The sequence below is a fragment of the Glaciibacter kafniensis genome, assembly GCF_039538945.1.
Lineage (GTDB): Bacteria > Actinomycetota > Actinomycetes > Actinomycetales > Microbacteriaceae > Cryobacterium > Cryobacterium kafniensis.
On record NZ_BAABCN010000009.1, the window covers coordinates 14,421 to 31,080 of the forward strand.

General features: G+C 63.8%; 12 protein-coding genes. 11 read left to right on the plus strand and 1 reads right to left on the minus strand.

Annotation, left to right across the window (positions count from 1 at the left end):
- Window positions 1-98: 98 nt before the first annotated feature.
- The 5 genes from ABD791_RS14270 to guaB all read left to right on the plus strand — a co-directional run bounded on the left by ABD791_RS14270 (window position 99) and on the right by guaB (window position 5,503).
- Window positions 99-1,103, plus strand: a complete 1,005-nt coding sequence (locus ABD791_RS14270) for a branched-chain amino acid ABC transporter permease (protein ID WP_345067914.1) — start codon at window positions 99-101, stop codon at window positions 1,101-1,103.
- Complete coding sequence (locus ABD791_RS14275) at window positions 1,100-2,302, plus strand: branched-chain amino acid ABC transporter permease (protein WP_345067916.1); 1,203 nt, start codon at window positions 1,100-1,102, stop codon at window positions 2,300-2,302. The genes ABD791_RS14270 and ABD791_RS14275 overlap by 4 nt, the downstream gene beginning before the upstream one ends.
- Complete coding sequence (locus tag ABD791_RS14280; protein ID WP_345067917.1) at window positions 2,299-3,183, plus strand: ABC transporter ATP-binding protein; 885 nt, start codon at window positions 2,299-2,301, stop codon at window positions 3,181-3,183. Before ABD791_RS14275 ends, ABD791_RS14280 begins: the two co-directional genes overlap by 4 nt.
- Window positions 3,170-3,883 carry an ABC transporter ATP-binding protein gene (locus ABD791_RS14285; protein WP_345067919.1) on the plus strand — a complete coding sequence of 238 codons (714 nt, stop codon included), beginning with the start codon at window positions 3,170-3,172 and terminating at the stop codon, window positions 3,881-3,883. The genes ABD791_RS14280 and ABD791_RS14285 overlap by 14 nt, the downstream gene beginning before the upstream one ends.
- Before the next feature lie 117 nt (window positions 3,884-4,000).
- Window positions 4,001-5,503, plus strand: coding sequence for an IMP dehydrogenase (guaB, locus tag ABD791_RS14290; RefSeq protein WP_345067921.1), 1,503 nt, complete (start codon window positions 4,001-4,003; stop codon window positions 5,501-5,503).
- 260 nt (window positions 5,504-5,763) lie between these two features.
- On the opposite strand, the gene ABD791_RS14295 is transcribed toward guaB, so the two are convergent.
- Window positions 5,764-6,906 (minus strand): MalY/PatB family protein, encoded by a 1,143-nt coding sequence (locus ABD791_RS14295; protein ID WP_345067923.1) that lies wholly within the window; start codon window positions 6,904-6,906, stop codon window positions 5,764-5,766.
- Between the two features lie 177 nt (window positions 6,907-7,083).
- Here ABD791_RS14295 and ABD791_RS14300 point away from each other — a divergent pair, with 177 nt between their 5' ends.
- The 6 genes from ABD791_RS14300 (at window position 7,084) to ABD791_RS14325 (ending at window position 16,578) form a co-directional block, all read left to right on the plus strand.
- A complete protein-coding gene (locus ABD791_RS14300) occupies window positions 7,084-8,202 on the plus strand; it encodes a GuaB3 family IMP dehydrogenase-related protein (RefSeq protein ID WP_345067973.1) in 1,119 nt (372 codons plus the stop codon).
- Window positions 8,203-8,243: 41 nt separating this feature from the next.
- Window positions 8,244-9,974, plus strand: a complete 1,731-nt coding sequence (locus ABD791_RS14305) for a glycerol-3-phosphate dehydrogenase/oxidase (RefSeq protein ID WP_345067925.1) — start codon at window positions 8,244-8,246, stop codon at window positions 9,972-9,974.
- Window positions 9,975-10,294: 320 nt separating this feature from the next.
- Window positions 10,295-13,663 carry an InlB B-repeat-containing protein gene (locus ABD791_RS14310; protein WP_345067926.1) on the plus strand — a complete coding sequence of 1,123 codons (3,369 nt, stop codon included), beginning with the start codon at window positions 10,295-10,297 and terminating at the stop codon, window positions 13,661-13,663.
- Between the two features lie 230 nt (window positions 13,664-13,893).
- Window positions 13,894-14,421, plus strand: a complete 528-nt coding sequence (locus tag ABD791_RS14315; RefSeq protein WP_345067928.1) for a cation:proton antiporter regulatory subunit — start codon at window positions 13,894-13,896, stop codon at window positions 14,419-14,421.
- A 4-nt stretch (window positions 14,422-14,425) separates the two neighbouring features.
- Window positions 14,426-15,802: a cation:proton antiporter gene (locus tag ABD791_RS14320; RefSeq protein WP_345067930.1), complete on the plus strand. Its 1,377-nt coding sequence runs from the start codon at window positions 14,426-14,428 to the stop codon at window positions 15,800-15,802.
- 5 nt (window positions 15,803-15,807) lie between these two features.
- Window positions 15,808-16,578 (plus strand): SURF1 family protein, encoded by a 771-nt coding sequence (locus tag ABD791_RS14325; protein WP_345067975.1) that lies wholly within the window; start codon window positions 15,808-15,810, stop codon window positions 16,576-16,578.
- The last annotated feature ends 82 nt before the right edge of the window (window positions 16,579-16,660 follow it).

The window sequence follows — 16,660 nt, forward strand, 5'->3', positions numbered from 1 at the left end:
AGGGGCGTGCAGTCAGCGCCCCTGCGGCATTCTCGAATCATCGTTGCGTGTCCCCTGAGACAGTGGCGTCTCAGGCAGTTTTAGAAGCGGATATCTGAATGCTCGCTCTTGTACTTCACCCCGTGCTCGACAACGGTTGGATCTCTTTCGATGTCCCGTCGCTGATTCAAAACTTTTGGAGCGCCACCTTCGACGGCCTCACCTTCGGGGCCATCTACGGACTTGTCGCAGTGGGATACACACTCGTCTACGGCGTACTCAACCTCATCAACTTCGCCCATTCCGAGGTCTTCATCATGGGCTGCTACGGCGTCGTGTTGGTGCTGACAACGCTCGGCTTCGGGCCCAACGCTCCGAACTTGCCCATCTGGCTGATCATCCTCGACCTGCTATTGGCGTTGCTGGTCGCGATGCTCGTGGCGGCGGCCACCGCCTACATCGTCGAGCGGGTCGCCTATCGACCGTTGCGCAAGCGCAACGCCCCGCGCCTGGCCTTTCTGATCACTGCGATCGGCGCCTCCTTCGCGATCCAGTACACGATCTTCCTCATCCGCGGCGGCAACCCGGAGCCGGCCGTCACCATGTTCGTGCCAGTGCCGGTCTTTGATGTCTTCGGCACGATCATCAACAGTCAACAGATCATCATCGTGATCGCGGCCCTTCTCACGATGATCCTCGTCGACCAGTTCATCCGAACGTCCCGCACCGGACGCGGCATCCGTGCCGTGGCGCAGAACCCCGACGTGGCGACGCTGATGGGCGTCGACAAGCAGCGGATCATCGTCGTCACCTTTCTGATCGGCGGCGCCGTCGCCGGCGTCGGCGCCCTCTTCTACGTGATGCTGATTCCATCAGGGGTGCTGTACACCGGCGGGTTCATCCTGGGAATCAAGGCCTTCGCGGCTGCGGTTCTCGGCGGGATCGGCAACGTGCGCGGTGCGCTCCTCGGTGGGTTCTTGCTCGGGCTGATCGGCAACTACGGCCAAATTCTGCTCGGCAACTCGCAATGGACGGATGTCGTCGCCTTCGTGGTTCTGGTTCTGGTGTTGCTCGTCAAACCCGAGGGAATCCTCGGGACCTCACTCGGACGGAGCAGAGCATGAGTTTCATTGACGGGCCGAAAATTTTGCCCGACGCCGAATCCGAGCGCGAAAATATCGATGCCGAATCGCAGACGAAGAAAAAGGGCCGCTGGACGCAACCGCTGCGTGACCGCTGGAACCTGCTTCCGCGTCAGGTGCAGTGGCTCTGGCTGCTCATCGTTGTCGGGCTGGCCTACCTGCTGCCGGTCTTCAACATTCCGCTGCTCACCACCGAACCCGGCAACGACTGGCCGTTGGCCTGTTTCAGCATGGCCAGCTTCGCCCTGATCGCCGTCGGTCTGAACGTCGTGATCGGTTACGCGGGTCTGCTCGACCTCGGCTATGTCGCATTTTTTGCGGTCGGCTCCTATACCGCGGCCATGCTGACCAGCCCCGACTCGCCCTACCTGCACATTCCGTATCTCTGGACGCTGCCGGTTGCCATGGCGGTCGCCATGTTCTTCGGCGTGGTGCTCGGTATTCCAACGCTGCGTCTGCGCGGCGACTACCTGGCGATCGTGACTCTCGGCTTCGGTGAGATTGTGCGCATTCTGGCCACGATCATCCCGGCGCTGAAGGGACAGGTCGGTTTTCAGAACGTCGGTCACCCGCCCGGAGAGACTGCCGACGGCCAACCGATCTTCACGAACTCCAACGGCACGCCCTGGTACTGGATGACTCTGACGATCATCATCATCGTGATGTTGCTGGCCGGTAACCTCGAGCGCAGCCGGGTGGGCCGCTCGTGGATTGCCATCCGCGAAGACGAAGATGCCGCCGAGATCATGGGTGTTCCGACCTTCAAATACAAGGTCTGGGCCTTCGCAATCGGGGCGGCGGTCGGTGGGCTCTCCGGCGCGATCTTCGCCGGCCAGGTCGGCTTCGTGAACAACCAGAAGTTCGACGTGCAAACCTCGATCCTGTTCGTCGCGGCAGTGGTGCTCGGTGGTGCCGGCAACAAGGTCGGTGCCGTTCTGGGTGGCGCGCTCGTCGCCTATATCCCGCTCCGCTTCACCGCCATCGCCGACTACAAGTATTTGATCTTCGGGGTTGCACTGATCATCATCATGATCTTCCGCCCGCAGGGACTGATCCCGGCCCGCCAGAGGCTGTTGGCCTATGGCAGAAATGCGTATCACAAGATCGCTCGAAGAACGGCGTCGAAAGCATCGCCGCCTGACGCCCCGGCCCCATCGGCGCCGGAAGGAGAAGCATCATGAGCGATTCGACTGCTGCTGTCTCTGCCACGCCGCCGGAGCTCGCCGACGTCGCTCCCGAGGTCGCTGAGGCCGTGGCGCCCGACCGCGAGATCGCGGTCGAGGTCGGCGACAACATCATGGAGATCAAGAATCTCACGATGAAGTTCGGCGGGCTCGTCGCGCTCGACGACGTGTCGTTCAACATCAAACGCGGTGAGATCCTCGGCTTGATCGGTCCGAACGGTGCAGGCAAGACCACCTGCTTCAACGCGATGACCGGCGTGTACAAACCCACCAGCGGCGACGTGCTGCTCGAGGGAGAATCGCTCAAGGGAGTGAAGCAGCACAAGATCACCCGGCGCGGCCTCGCCCGCACGTTTCAGAACATCCGCTTGTTCGGCGAGATGACCGCTCTCGAAAACGTGGTGGTCGGGCTCGATGCCCGGCACAGGACGAGTGTGATCGGTGCGCTGCTGCGGCTTCCACGGCACACTCGCGAAGAGAAGTCGGCCGTCGAACGGGGGATGGCGCTTCTCGAGTTCGTCGGGATCGCCGACCATGCCGGCACCCTGTCCAGGCATCTGCCCTACGGGCACCAGCGCCGTTTGGAGATTGCCAGGGCGCTCGCCACCGATCCCAAGGTGCTCTGCCTCGACGAACCCGCTGCCGGGTTCAACCCGGCAGAAAAAGAAGAACTGATGGTGCTCATCCGTCGGATCAGGGCTGACGGCTACACGGTGCTGTTGATCGAACACGATATGAGGCTCGTGATGGGGGTCACCGACCGCATCGTGGTACTGGAGTTCGGCAAGAAACTTGCCGACGATACGCCGGTTGCCATTCGCAATGATCCGCGGGTTGTTGCCGCCTACCTGGGGGAGCCAGACGATGAGCCTGCTTGAACTGAAGAATGTCAGCGTTCACTACGGCCGCATCGAAGCGATCCACGACATGTCCTTCTCGGTCGAAGAGGGCGAAATCGTCTCGCTGATCGGTGCGAACGGCGCAGGCAAATCGACGACGATGAAGACCATCTCCGGGCTGCTGAACCCGTCGAGGGGATCGATCAGCTTCGACGGTGACGACATCACGAAGTTGAAGGCTCACCTGCGCGTGGTGCGCGGGATCTCACAGGCGCCGGAAGGCCGGGGGATTTTTCCGGGCATGACAGTGCTCGAAAACCTCGACATGGGCGCGTTCGGCCGCGCCGACCGCTCGGGGATGGCTGCCGACTACGAGCGGGTGTTCTCGCTGTTTCCGCGACTTGCCGAACGCAAGACGCAGTTCGGCGGAACCATGTCGGGAGGCGAACAGCAGATGCTGGCGATCGGGCGGGCGCTGATGAGCGCGCCGCGACTGCTGCTGCTCGACGAACCGTCGATGGGGCTCGCCCCGCAATTCATCAAGCAGATTTTCAGGATCATCGCAGAGATCAACGCGCAGGGCACGACGATTCTCTTGGTCGAGCAGAACGCCACCCAGGCGCTGTCCAAAGCCCACCGGGGATTCGTGCTGGAAACCGGGGCGATCACCCACAGTGGAACCGGCCGGGAGCTGCTCGCAAACCCGGCGATCAAGGAGGCCTACCTGGGCGTTGGCTAGGCGGACGGCAGGAAGAGGGAATGCGCGTGGCGTAATCTCGCTTAACATTGAAGAATCGGGATCATCGATCGCTCCCAGTCAACTTTTCTCTATTTCCTGCATACGCAAAGGGGTGACATGGATCAGCCAGATCCGTTCGGTTTCATTGGTCTTACCTACGACGATGTCCTGCTTCTTCCGGGGCATACAGATGTGATTCCGAGTGAGGCCGAGACCACGTCGCGCCTGACCCGACGGATCAACGTCGCGACGCCGCTGCTGTCGAGCGCCATGGACACCGTGACCGAGACGCGCATGGCGATCGCCATGGCACGTGAAGGCGGCCTCGGCATCCTGCACCGCAACCTCTCGATCGAAGACCAGGCTGAACAGGTCGACCTCGTCAAGCGCAGCGAATCCGGCATGATCACGAACCCGGTCACCACCACGCCAGACGCCACAGTGGCCGAGGTCGACGCCATCTGCGGCCAGTTCCGGGTCAGTGGCCTTCCGGTCATCGACTCCAAGGGCATCCTGGTCGGCATCATCACGAACCGCGACATGCGTTTCGTCTCTGAGACCAAGAAGCACACCACCCTCGTGCGCGAGGTCATGACGACATCGCCGCTGATCACGGGCAAGGTCGGCATGGCACCGATGGATGCCGTGGCGATCTTCGCCAAGCACAAGATCGAGAAGCTTCCGCTGGTGGATGACGCGGGCAAGCTCACCGGTCTGATCACGGTCAAGGACTTCGACAAGAGCGAGGAATACCCCTTCGCGACGAAGGATGACGCCGGGCGCCTGCGCGTCGGTGCGGCCATCGGCTTCTTCGGCGACGCCTGGCAGCGTGCCAGCCGCCTGCTCGATGCCGGAGTCGACGTGCTCGTCGTCGACACCGCCAATGGCGACAGCGCCGGGGTGCTCGAGATCATCCGCAAGCTCAAGAGTGACTCGGCTTTCAACGGTGTCGACGTGATCGGCGGCAACGTGGCGACGCGTTCCGGAGCCCAGGCTCTCATCGACGCCGGTGCTGACGCCATCAAGGTGGGCGTCGGTCCCGGCTCCATCTGCACCACGCGCATCGTCGCCGGTGTCGGAGTTCCCCAGATCACCGCCGTCTACCAGGCGTCACTCGCTGCGCGCGAAGCCGGCATCCCGGTCATCGCCGACGGTGGCCTGCAATACTCTGGCGACATCGCCAAGGCGCTCGTCGCCGGTGCCGACACCGTCATGCTCGGTTCGCTCCTCGCCGGCACCGACGAAAGCCCGGGTGAACTGGTCTTCGTCGGCGGCAAGCAGTTCAAGGCCTACCGCGGCATGGGTTCGCTCGGCGCGCTGCAGACTCGCGGCTCGAAGACGTCGTACTCGAAGGACCGCTACTTCCAGTCGGATGTTCCGAGCGACGAGAAGCTGATCCCCGAAGGCATCGAAGGCCAGGTTCCGTACCGCGGCCCCGTGGCTGCCGTGGCCTACCAGCTCATCGGCGGCCTGCGTCAGTCAATGTTCTACGTCGGGGCGCGCACCATCGAGGAGCTCAAGCAGAAGGGCAAGTTCGTGCGGATCACGTCGGCTGGCCTGAAGGAGTCGCACCCGCACGACGTGCAGATTGTGGTTGAGGCGCCGAACTACCGTCGGTAACGGCACCGTACGCGCGAGAATCGCCGTTTCTGCCGAGTGTTCCCGTTCTCCGGGCGACGCTCGGCAGAAACGGCGATTGTCGGTTGTGGGCTCACCTCTCGTTCGCGTGAGCCGACCGGTGGACCCGGGCATCGCATCCGTGTGTTCGCGCACGCGAGTTGTCACAGATGGCCCCGTGAACTCGATCGAAGGGGCCATCTGTGACAACTCGCGAACACGGATGGCGCGTGTGTGGGCGCGCGGCGACCGGATGGACCGAACTACTCGACCGCGGCCAAGCGTGAGATCGCTTCGGCGAGTACCTCGGGCGAGCACGCGAAGTTGAGCCTCACGAAACCTGCACCTTCTGCGCCGAACGTCGGGCCGGGGTTCAGCGCGACCTTCGCCCGCTGCAGCGCCGTCACCGACGGGTCTTCACCCCAGCCGAGCTGACGAAAGTCGAGCCAGGCCAGGTAGCTGGCCTTCGGCTGGTCGTAGCCGGCGCCAGGCAACTCGGCGTCGAGCAGGCCCGCGAGCAACACACGATTCGACTGGATCGCCGCAATTGCTCCGTCGAGCCACGGTTCGCTCTCGCTGAACGCGGCGATTCCAGCGATCAAGCCGAGCTGGCTGGTTCGCCACAGCACCTCTTCGGGGAGCCCGTCGAGAGCGGCGCGCATCCGTGCCGATGCTGTGATGATTGCCGCACATTTCAAACCGGCGAGATTCCAGGCCTTGCTCGCCGCGGTCACACAGATGCCGAATTCGGCGGCCTCTGGTGACACCGAGAGGAACGGCGTGAACGTGCCGTCGGTGTGCGTGAGCGGGGCGTGAACCTCGTCGCTGATCACCGTCACGTCGTATTGCGCGGCCAGCAGGGCGACGGCGCTGAGATCCTCGACGCTGTGCGGATGCCCGAGGGGGTTGTGTGGATTGCAGAGCAGGTAGGCACGCGCACCGGCTGCGAAGGCTTGCTCCAGTCCGTCGAGTTCCAGGCTCCAGCCGGTCTCGCTCAGCAGCAACGGAACCTCGTGCACCATTCCGCCGGCCTCGGGAATCAGATCGAAGAACGGCGGGTAGATCGGCGGATTGATCACCACGGTGTCGCCCGGCACAATCACCTGACGCAGACTCTCGACGATGGCGACGCTGACGTCGGTGGTGGTCGTGACGTGTGCCGGGTCGACCGACCACTGCCAGCGGCCGAGGGCGAACCCGGCGAAGGCATCCGCGAATCCATTCCGCTCGGCGACATAGCCGGAATCGCTGCGATCGATGGCCTCGTGCAGGACACGCTTGATTGGCTCGGCGAGGGGGTAGTCCATCTCGGCAACGAAGAGCGGCAAGACATCGTCGCCGTAGGTGCGCCATTTCTCGCTCGTGCGCCGGCGCAACAGGGACAGGGGATCTGCGATGACGTCCATGGTTTCATCGTGCCGCATTGCTCACTCCACGTCGAGCGAACAGATGCGCGAAACTGCCGTTGTCGGAGCTTCACGCGCGCTGAGGCCCCGACCACTGCAGGTTCGCGGGGAGTAGCGGGCGACGAACCTGCCGCCGGAGGGAGCGGCGAGCGCACGCCCTAGACTGGTTGGGTGACTATGGAGATTGAAATCGGCCGTTCCAAGCGCGCTCGTCGGGTTTACGCCTTCGACGACATCGCGATCGTTCCCAGCCGTCGCACCCGCGACCCCGAGGATGTCTCGGTCAGCTGGTCGATTGACGCCTACCAGTTCGCCATCCCGATCCTGGCGGCTCCGATGGACTCCGTCGTCTCGCCGACGACGGCCATCATGATGGGCCAGCTCGGCGGAGTCGGCGTTCTCGACCTCGAGGGTCTCTGGACCCGGTATGACAACCCTGAGCCGCTGCTCGCCGAGATCCGCACGTTGCCCGCCGACAAGGCGACGGCGCGGATGCAGGAGATGTACTCCGCCCCGATCAAGCCAGAACTCGTCACCGCACGCCTGGCCGAGATCCGCGCGGCCGGCGTCACCGTCGCCGGCGCCCTCTCGCCGCAGCGTACCCAAGAACTCTACGAAACCGTTGTCGCCGCCGGCGTCGACCTCTTCGTCATCCGTGGCACCACGGTGTCTGCCGAGCACGTGTCGCAGAACCAGGAGCCGTTGAACCTCAAGAAGTTCATCTACGAGCTCGACGTTCCCGTCATCGTCGGTGGCGCCGCGACCTACACTGCGGCCCTCCACCTCATGCGCACCGGTGCGGCCGGCGTGCTCGTCGGCTTCGGCGGCGGCGCGGCGTCGACCACCCGCGCGACCCTCGGCATCCACGCCCCGATGGCGACCGCTGTGGCGGATGTCGCCGGCGCGCGTCGCGACTACATGGACGAGTCGGGCGGTCGTTACGTGCACGTCATCGCCGACGGTGGCCTCGGAACGTCGGGCGACATCGTCAAGGCCATCGCCTGTGGCGCCGACGCCGTCATGCTCGGCTCGACTCTGGCGCGGGCGACCGACGCTCCCGGTGGCGGGTTCCACTGGGGAGCTGAGGCTCACCACTCGCAGTTGCCCCGTGGCAAGCGTGTCGAGGTTGGAACCGTCGCACCGCTCGAGGAGATTCTGTACGGCCCGGCGCCCGTCGCCGACGGCACCGCGAACCTCGTCGGAGCGCTCCGCCGTTCGATGGCCACCACCGGATATTCGGACTTGAAGGAGTTCCAGCGCGTCGAAGTAGTTGTCGCGCCGTACCGAGTGAACTAGCGTCGGGTTAAGCATCTTGCCGTTTGGATGGGAGTCCGCACATGGCCACGAGCAACTCGGTAACACGTTCCTCAAAACTGGGGCCTGAAGAACGAGCCGCCGCGCTCGCCCGGCTGAAAGACAAAGAGCTCGACATTCTGGTCGTCGGCGGGGGGATCGTCGGCGCCGGGAGCACTCTGGATGCGGTCACCCGCGGCCTGAGCGTCGGCTTGCTGGAGCAACGTGACTGGGCCTCAGGCACGTCGAGTCGCTCCTCGAAACTCGTGCACGGCGGCATCCGCTACCTCGAGCAGCTCGATTTTCGGCTGGTGCGCGAGGCTCTGATCGAACGTGGCCTGCTGCTGCAGCGCATCGCGCCCCACCTGGTCAAGCCCGTGCGGTTTCTCTACCCGTTGAAGAAGCGCATCACCGAGCGTGCCTATGTGGGCGCCGGCATGCTCCTCTACGACATTTTTTCGTACACCGGCGGTCGCCCGCCTGGTGTGCCGCACCACCGCCACCTCTCGAAGACGCAGGTGAAGAAACTCATCCCGAGCATCGCCGACAACGCGTTGGTCGGCGGCATCACCTACTACGACGCCCAGGTCGACGACGCACGCTACGTGTCGACGCTTGTGCGCACCGCCTCGTTCTACGGCGCCCACGTGGCCAGTCGGGTGCGAGTCGAAGGCTTCATCAAGGTTGGCGAGCGTGTCGTCGGGGTGCAGGCGCACGACCTGCAAACCGGAGAACGCTTCGAAGTACGAGCCAAGCAGGTCGTCAACGCGACCGGCGTCTGGACCGATGACACCCAGCGGATGGTCGGCGAACGCGGCACGTTCAAGGTGCGCGCGTCGAAGGGCATCCACCTGGTGGTGCCGCGTGACCGGTTCCAATCGGCGATGGGGCTGCTGCTCCGCACCGAGAAGAGCGTGCTCTTCGTGATTCCGTGGGGGCGTCACTGGTTGATCGGCACGACCGACACCGACTGGCATCTCGACAAGGCGCATCCGGCCGCCACGACCGCCGACATCGACTACCTGCTCGAACACGTCAACTCGGTGCTCAGCGTTCCGCTCACCCGCGAAGACGTCGAGGGGGTCTACGCGGGCCTCCGGCCGTTGCTGGCCGGCGAATCGGACCAGACATCCAAGCTGTCGCGTGAGCACCTGGTCGGCCACTCGGTTCCCGGTCTCGTCGTGATCGCCGGCGGTAAGTGGACCACCTATCGGGTGATGGCGAAGGATGCGATCGATGCAGCCGTTGATGCGCTCGACGGGCGCATTCCGCCGTCGACGACCCAGGACATCCCGCTGCTCGGCGCCGAGGGATACCAGGCGGCTTGGAACAAGCGCGGCAAGATCGCCCGCGCCTTTGGCCTGCACACGGCACGCGTTGAGCACCTGTTGAATCGCTACGGCACCCTCACCGACGAACTGCTCGACCTGATCAAGGCTGACCCGACCCTGGGGCATCCGTTGCCGGGCGCCGATGACTACATCGGGGCTGAGGTTGTGTACGCGGCTACCCATGAGGGGGCGTTGCACCTGGAAGACGTGCTCGCGCGGCGCACTCGGATCTCGATCGAAGCGTGGGACCGCGGCGTCTCTGCGGCGCCCGTCGCCGCCCGACTGATGGCCGGGGTGCTCGGCTGGGATGCTGAGCGGGAGGAGCGCGAGGTGGCGTTCTACCTCAAGCGGGTCGCCGCCGAGCGTGCGTCGCAGGAGCAACCCGACGACGAGTCGGCCGACCGGGTGCGGCTCGAAGCGCCCGATATCGCCTCGACGACGTAGCAGTACGGGCGGCGATCGACTCGCGATTCTCCTACTTTCGCTCCCCGGGACCTCCGCAGGCGATCCCGGGGCCGCGAGACACGCCGATCGCGGGGATTCGTCTGCCCCCTTTAGGGTTACAAAATGGGGGACAATTTTCGCGGTTTTACGCGGCGCTTCACGGTTGGGTTGCTCCGCGTTCGAGTTTTCTGCGGTTTCGAGGGTGATTCAAACCAATATCGTGGCGCGTGGGGGACGAAGGGATTTCGCAGCTGCTTCTGTTCCTCGTTGGTCGGCCGCCGTCGATCTACGATTTTCACTGCAGATTGGATCGGAATCTCATGGCTCATGAAAGACTCAAGCGCGGGATCGGTAGCTTTGTCGCTGCCGCGCTCGTGGTCAGCGGAGCGTCACTCGCGCTCGCCGCGCCAGCCAACGCCGCAGACAACACCGCAGACAACGCCGTCAGCGCGATTGCCCCGGACGAATCCAGTTACCTTGGCTGGCACGAAGGCACGACCAACGGAGCTTCGGTCTCTTCCCTGAAGTGGAACGGCTTGACGTTCGGCATCGGTAGCGACTCTCAGATCCTGAACGGTCTCGTTGACACGGGCGCGCAGGGCAACGAGATCGCCCCCACTGCTCTTGAATCGCTCATCACGAGCGCCAGCGTTGATATCACCGCCGGAGCAGTCTTGCTCCAGGTTCCGATCACCTTCGGGACTACCGGTTGGTCGACTCTGCGTCCGGCTGAAGTCGAAACCACATCCGCATCGCCCGACGCCGGTGATTTTTGGGTCTCGAGCAAGCCGATCAACGACATCGCAGCGAACACTCCCACGCCGCTCAGCTCCATCATCACGGAGCTGGCCGAGGCAGGCTCTCTACGCTACTCCGGCTTCGGCATGTATGCCCAGGCTTCAGCGCCGGCCACCGTGGAGTCGATGACGTGGGACGGCGACACCTACACGTTCGCTCGCGCCTACAACACGATCGCCGAGTCTTACACTGTCAAGGTCAAGTCCGGAGACATTCGCGACAACGAAGACACCTACACCGGCTGGCACGAGGGTTACGACAATGAGACGCCCGCGTTCTCAGTGCTGGCTGACGGCCTGCACCTGGGTGGCGTCGCCAACTCGCAGATCCTCAACGGTCTCGACACGCCGCTCGCCACAGCAGACCTGGCCAGCCTGATCGGATCTGCCGATGTGCAGGCCACCGGTCCCGCGTTCTTCCAGGTTGCGGTCACCTTCGGCACCGGCGACACTGCCGGCTGGTCGACCCTGCGTCCGGCAAACCCCGACACGACCTTCGCGCTCGACAGCGACTGGGTGTCGAGCAAGGACATCCCGGCCACGGCGTCCACCGCAGGCATTGCGAAGAACACGCCTGTCGCATTGGGTGATCTGGCTGCCGCCGTTGAGGCGCAGTTGAACGTCAGTGTTGGCGGCTTCGGCGTTCTCGCCGAGTCCGGTGCGCCGGCCGTCGTCTCGAGCCTGCTTTGGAACGGTGTGCGCTACAACTTCGTTCCCGTTGTGGTCACGCCGCCGGTCACGTCGACCGTCAGCGCGATCGCCCCGGACGAAACCAGTTACCTTGGCTGGCACGAGGGCACGACCAACGGAGCTCAAGCTTCTTCCCTGAAGTGGAACGGCTTGACGTTCGGCATCGGCGGCGACTCACAGATCTTGAACGGTCTCGTCGCCACGGACGCGCAGGGAATCGCGATCACCTCCGCCGATCTTGAAGAGCTCATTACCAGCGCCAGCGTTGGCATCACCGCCGGAGAGGCATTCCTCCAGGTTCCGATTACCTTCGGGACAAGCGGCTGGTCGACCCTGCGTCCGGCTGTCGGCGTGGCAACATCCGCAGCGCCTACCGCCGATGACTTGTGGGTTTCGAGCAAGGCGATCAACGAGATTGCAGCGAACACCCCCACGCCACTCAGCGACATCATCACGGAGCTGGCCGACGCAGGCTCTCTGCGCTACTCCGGCTTCGGCTTGTTTGCCCAGACTTCAGCGCCGGCCACTGTGTCGTCGCTGACGTGGGGCGGCGACACCTACACGTTCGCTCGTGCCTACACCTCGATCGTCGAGTCTGGCGCCGTCGAGGTCAAGGCCGCAGAGATCCGCGAAAACGAAGAAACCTACGCCGGCTGGCACGAGGGTTACCCCAACTCGTCGCCTGCGTTCGAGGTGTTGGCTGACGGCCTGCACCTGGGCACCACCACCGCTCACTCGCAGATCCTCAACGGTCTCGACACGCCGCTCGCCACAGAAGACTTGGCCAGCCTGATCGGATCTGCCGATGTGCAGGGCGACGGTTCCGCGTTCTTCCAGGTTGCGGTCACCTTCGGTACAAACGGCGGTTGGTCGACCCTGCGTCCGGCAAACCCCGACGCTCCCTTCACCGTCAGCAGCAGCTGGGCGTCGAGCAAGGACATCCCGGAGACGGCGAGGACCTCGGCCATTGCGAAGAACACTCCTGTCGCATTGGGTGATCTGGCTGCCGCCGTTGAGGCGCAGTCCAACGTCAAGGTTGGCGGCTTCGGCGTTCTCGCCGTCTCCGGTTCGCCGGCCGTCGTCTCGAGCCTGCTCTGGAACGGTGTGCGCTACACCTTCGTTCCCGATGCGATCACGCCGCCGGTCGTCACATGGACGATCACCTTTGACACGCGTGGCGGCAGCGATGTTGCCGCAGTAATCGTGGACAACGGAACGGTTATCACGTCTCCGAAGTCGCCCACACGTACCGGCTACAGTTTTAAGGGTTGGTACACGGCGGCCTCAAACGGCTCGGCGTGGAACTTCGCTACACCGGTGACGGCGGATGCCACGGTGTACGCGCAGTGGACGGCGGAGAAGCGCACGGTCACCTTTGACGCGCAGGGCGGCAGCAAAGTCACTGCGCTGAGCACCGACTACAACACTGCGGTCAAGGCTCCGAAGTCGCCGACACGCACGGGCTACACCTTCGCTAACTGGTACACGAAGTCCACCGGCGGCAGCGTCTGGAACTTCGCGACCACGGTGACGAAGAATGTCACGGTGTACGCGCAGTGGACGGCGGAGAAGCGCACGATCACCTTTGACGCGCAGGGCGGCAGCAAAATCACTGCGCTGAGCACCGACTACAACACTGCGGTCAAGGCTCCGAAGTCGCCGACGCGCACCGGCTACACCTTCGCTAACTGGTATACGCAATCCACCGGCGGCAGCGTTTGGAACTTCGCGACCACGGTGACGAAGAATGTCACGGTGTACGCGCAGTGGACGGTGCAGAAGCGCACGATCACCTTTGACGCGCAGGGCGGCAGCAAAATCACTGCGCTGAGCACGAACTACAACACTGCGGTCAAGGCTCCGAAGTCGCCGACGCGCACCGGTTACACCTTCTCGGGTTGGTACACGAAGTCCACGGGCGGCAGCTCCTGGAACTTCAACGCCAAGGTGACCGCGAACGCCACCGCGTACGCGCACTGGACCGTGTTGAAGAAGAACGTGACGTTCAACTCACAGGGTGGCAGCAAGGTCGCCACGGTAACCACGAACTACAACACCGCGATCAAGGCTCCGAAGTCTCCGACCCGCAGTGGCTACACCTTCTCGGGCTGGTACACGAAGTCGACCGGTGGCAGCGTCTGGAAGTTCACCTCCAAGGTGACGCAGCACACCACGGTCTACGCACACTGGAAGAAGAAGTAACCCAGCGACCGTCGGTCGAGCTGACCGAGAACCGCTGACCGAGTCTCGATACTCGGTCGCGTGATCCCGACAGGCTCGATCACCGGCTAGCTCAACCGAAGGGGCCCGTCCAACCGGACGGGCCCCTTTGTGCATGCCTCGCGCGACGCGGCCGACGCCCGCTGGGCATCCGCTCGACAACGCTTCGATAGACTGGAGATCCTTCCCCACAACCCTCAGGAGTCACAACCATGGTCGATGTTCGGCGGGTCAAACTCCCCGGCGTCGGTGTGCTGCACACCTTCGTGACGGATGACGGCGGCAAAGTCGGCGTCATCGCCCACCGGTCGGGACACAGCGACCTGATCACCTTCGCCGACGAAGAGGGCGGGCCCGACGCGGCCAAAGTGTCTCTGCGGCTGAGCGAAGACGAGGCGCGCACCCTTGCCGAACTGCTCGGCGGAACCCAGATCACCGAGTCGCTCACCGCGCTCGACCAGATTCCCGGGCTCTCAATCGACTGGTTCACCGTCGACTATGAGGATCACATCGCCGGCCAGGCGCTAGGCAACCCCGCCGATCGCGGCATTGCAGGTCTGACCGTCGTCGCCGTCGTGCGCGGTGAATCGGCCAGCCCAGCCCCCGCCGCCGACTTCAAGGTATTTCCGGGCGACACCCTCGTCGTTGCCGGTTCGCCCGAGAAGGTGGCCAAGGCGTTCGCGTTCTTCCGTACCGGCGAAGTGAAGGCGAAGGCCGTCGACTCTCCGCCCGGAGGATAACCGGATGCATCTTGGCGAAGACCTTCTCACCCTCGGCATACTGCTGGTTGTCGCCTACGTTCTGGGGCGACTCGGCAAGCTGATCGGGCTGCCCTCAATTCCGATCTACATGATCGTCGGCCTGCTGGCGAGCCCGCATTCCGGCTGGTTCCCGCTGAACTTTCACTCGGCCGATATCGAGCTGATCGCAGTCTTCGGGCTCATCTTGTTGCTCTTCAGCCTCGGCCTTGAGTTCGATCAAGAGGAGTTCTTCGATAACGCCGGAAAACTGCTGATTTCGGGTGGCTCGTATGTGCTGATCAATATGGGGCTCGGCTTTGCCTTCGGCATGATGGTCGGCTGGGGCACCCGCGAAGCGCTCGTCATCGCGGGCATGACCGGAACCTCGTCGAGCGCCATCATCACCAAGCTCTTAATCGAGCTGCGTCGCCTCGCCAACAAAGAAACCCCGATGATCCTCGGGGTGACGGTCGTCGGCGACATCTTCATCGCCATCTACCTCGCCATCGTCTCGGTTGTGCTGAGCGGCAAGACCGAGGTCTGGCCGATCGTGCTGCAACTCGGCATCGCCTTCCTCTTTTTGATCGTGATGTTCTCGCTTGCGAGGTGGGGCGGCAAAGTGGTCTCCCGGCTCGTACGCACCAAAGACGACGAATTGTTCACCATCCTCTTCTTCGGTCTGGCCGTGCTGTTCGCCGGCATCGGCGAGATCATCGGGGTGACGGATGCGATCGGCGCGTTCCTGATCGGAGTCGTGCTCGGGGCGAGTTCGTATCGGGCGAAGATCGAGCGGGTGGCTGTGCCGCTGCGCGATGTCTTCGGCGCGTTCTTCTTCTTGAACTTCGGACTTGCGTTGAACGTCGCCGAGTTCGGCTCCGTCATCCTCGTCGTTCTCATCGCCGTCGTGATGACCTTTGTGCTCAACCTCGCCTCCGGAATGCTGCTCGCCCGGCTCAACCAGATGGGCGTCGTCGAAGGCATGAACGCGGCGGGCATCCTGGTCAACCGCGGCGAGTTCACGCTGATTCTTGCGACGCTGTCGGTCGGGGCAGGGCTTGACCATCGGCTACAACCGTTCGCCGGTCTCTACGTGCTCACCATGGCCATCCTCGGACCGCTGTTCGCCTCACGGTCCGAACGCATCGGTGCGGCACTGACCGGCGGCCGAAAGAAGAACAGGCGCCCGCCGACGCCCCGCGACCGGATGCAGGCCGAAGAGATCGCGCTGGTCGAAGCCGCCACCGCGAAACCCGCGTCTCACCCGCCAGAGAGCGTCGAGCGCGAAGCGCAGGAAACCGGCGACCCCATGATCGATTTCATCACCGAACACCGTCCTCCCCAGAAGAAGAGGCAGGACGATCGCACAGAGGACTATTCGTGATTCAGATGATGCTGCGCCCCCGCTGGGTGGCAATGCTCGTGCTCGCCCTGGCCATTGCGGCGGGATTCGCCCTTCTCGGACAGTGGCAACTGTCGCGGGCCATCGAATCCGGGGTCGTCGTAGAACGCAGCACCGAGAAAGTGCTGCCGCTCAATGAGATTGTGCAACCGGACGGGCCGCCCTACGACTCGGCGAACGGCCAGATGGTCACGGTCGACGGTTTCTGGGTTGCCGGTGACGAGCAGCTCATCGCCGATCGGTTGAACGGGGGAGAGAGCGGCTACTGGGTGGTCAGCCACTTCATCACCAGCGAGGGCGCGCATATTGCGGTCGCCAGGGGCTGGGCTCCCGACAAGAAGTCGGCCGAAGCGGCGCGCGAGAATCTGCAGGTCGGAACCGCGGTCGAGGTGACCCTGAACGGTCGATTCGTCGCGGCCGAGGCGCCAGAGTTGCCGAAGGATGGCCGGGACTCGCACGAGATGACCACGGTTGCACCTGCCGCGTTGATCAACATCTGGAAGGGCTTCACCGACCAGTCGGTCTACTTCGGCTACATCGTCGATGCCAAAGCCGCGCCGGGGCTGGCTGTCATCGACTCCCCGGTTCCCCTTGAAGACGCTGCATTGAATTGGCTCAACGTGTTCTACGCGCTCGAATGGGCAGTGTTCGCCGGGTTCGCCGTGTTCCTCTGGTTCCGACTGGTGAAGGATGCCGTCGAACGCGAAGAAGAGGAGGCGGCGATCGCGGCTGCCGGTACGCCCGACGCGCTGCCCTGATCTCCTCCCGCTGAACGTGCAGGGTCTCGTGTGGCTCAGCTACAAGTCTGCGAACTGTGGCAGATGACCATTCTTCCGCCGA

Bases quoted from the DNA above. Each gene is read 5' to 3' on its own strand.
- ABD791_RS14325 (WP_345067975.1), top strand. From the start codon at position 15,808: ATGATGCTGCGCCCCCGCTGGGTGGCAATGCTCGTGCTCGCCCTGGCC.
- ABD791_RS14310 (WP_345067926.1), top strand. From the start codon at position 10,295: ATGGCTCATGAAAGACTCAAGCGCGGGATCGGTAGCTTTGTCGCTGCC.
- ABD791_RS14320 (WP_345067930.1), top strand. From the start codon at position 14,426: ATGCATCTTGGCGAAGACCTTCTCACCCTCGGCATACTGCTGGTTGTC.
- ABD791_RS14270 (WP_345067914.1), top strand. From the start codon at position 99: ATGCTCGCTCTTGTACTTCACCCCGTGCTCGACAACGGTTGGATCTCT.
- ABD791_RS14280 (WP_345067917.1), top strand. From the start codon at position 2,299: ATGAGCGATTCGACTGCTGCTGTCTCTGCCACGCCGCCGGAGCTCGCC.
- ABD791_RS14285 (WP_345067919.1), top strand. From the start codon at position 3,170: ATGAGCCTGCTTGAACTGAAGAATGTCAGCGTTCACTACGGCCGCATC.
- ABD791_RS14300 (WP_345067973.1), top strand. From the start codon at position 7,084: ATGGAGATTGAAATCGGCCGTTCCAAGCGCGCTCGTCGGGTTTACGCC.
- ABD791_RS14295 (WP_345067923.1), bottom strand. From the start codon at position 6,906: ATGGACGTCATCGCAGATCCCCTGTCCCTGTTGCGCCGGCGCACGAGC.
- ABD791_RS14315 (WP_345067928.1), top strand. From the start codon at position 13,894: ATGGTCGATGTTCGGCGGGTCAAACTCCCCGGCGTCGGTGTGCTGCAC.
- guaB (WP_345067921.1), top strand. From the start codon at position 4,001: ATGGATCAGCCAGATCCGTTCGGTTTCATTGGTCTTACCTACGACGAT.
- ABD791_RS14275 (WP_345067916.1), top strand. From the start codon at position 1,100: ATGAGTTTCATTGACGGGCCGAAAATTTTGCCCGACGCCGAATCCGAG.
- ABD791_RS14305 (WP_345067925.1), top strand. From the start codon at position 8,244: ATGGCCACGAGCAACTCGGTAACACGTTCCTCAAAACTGGGGCCTGAA.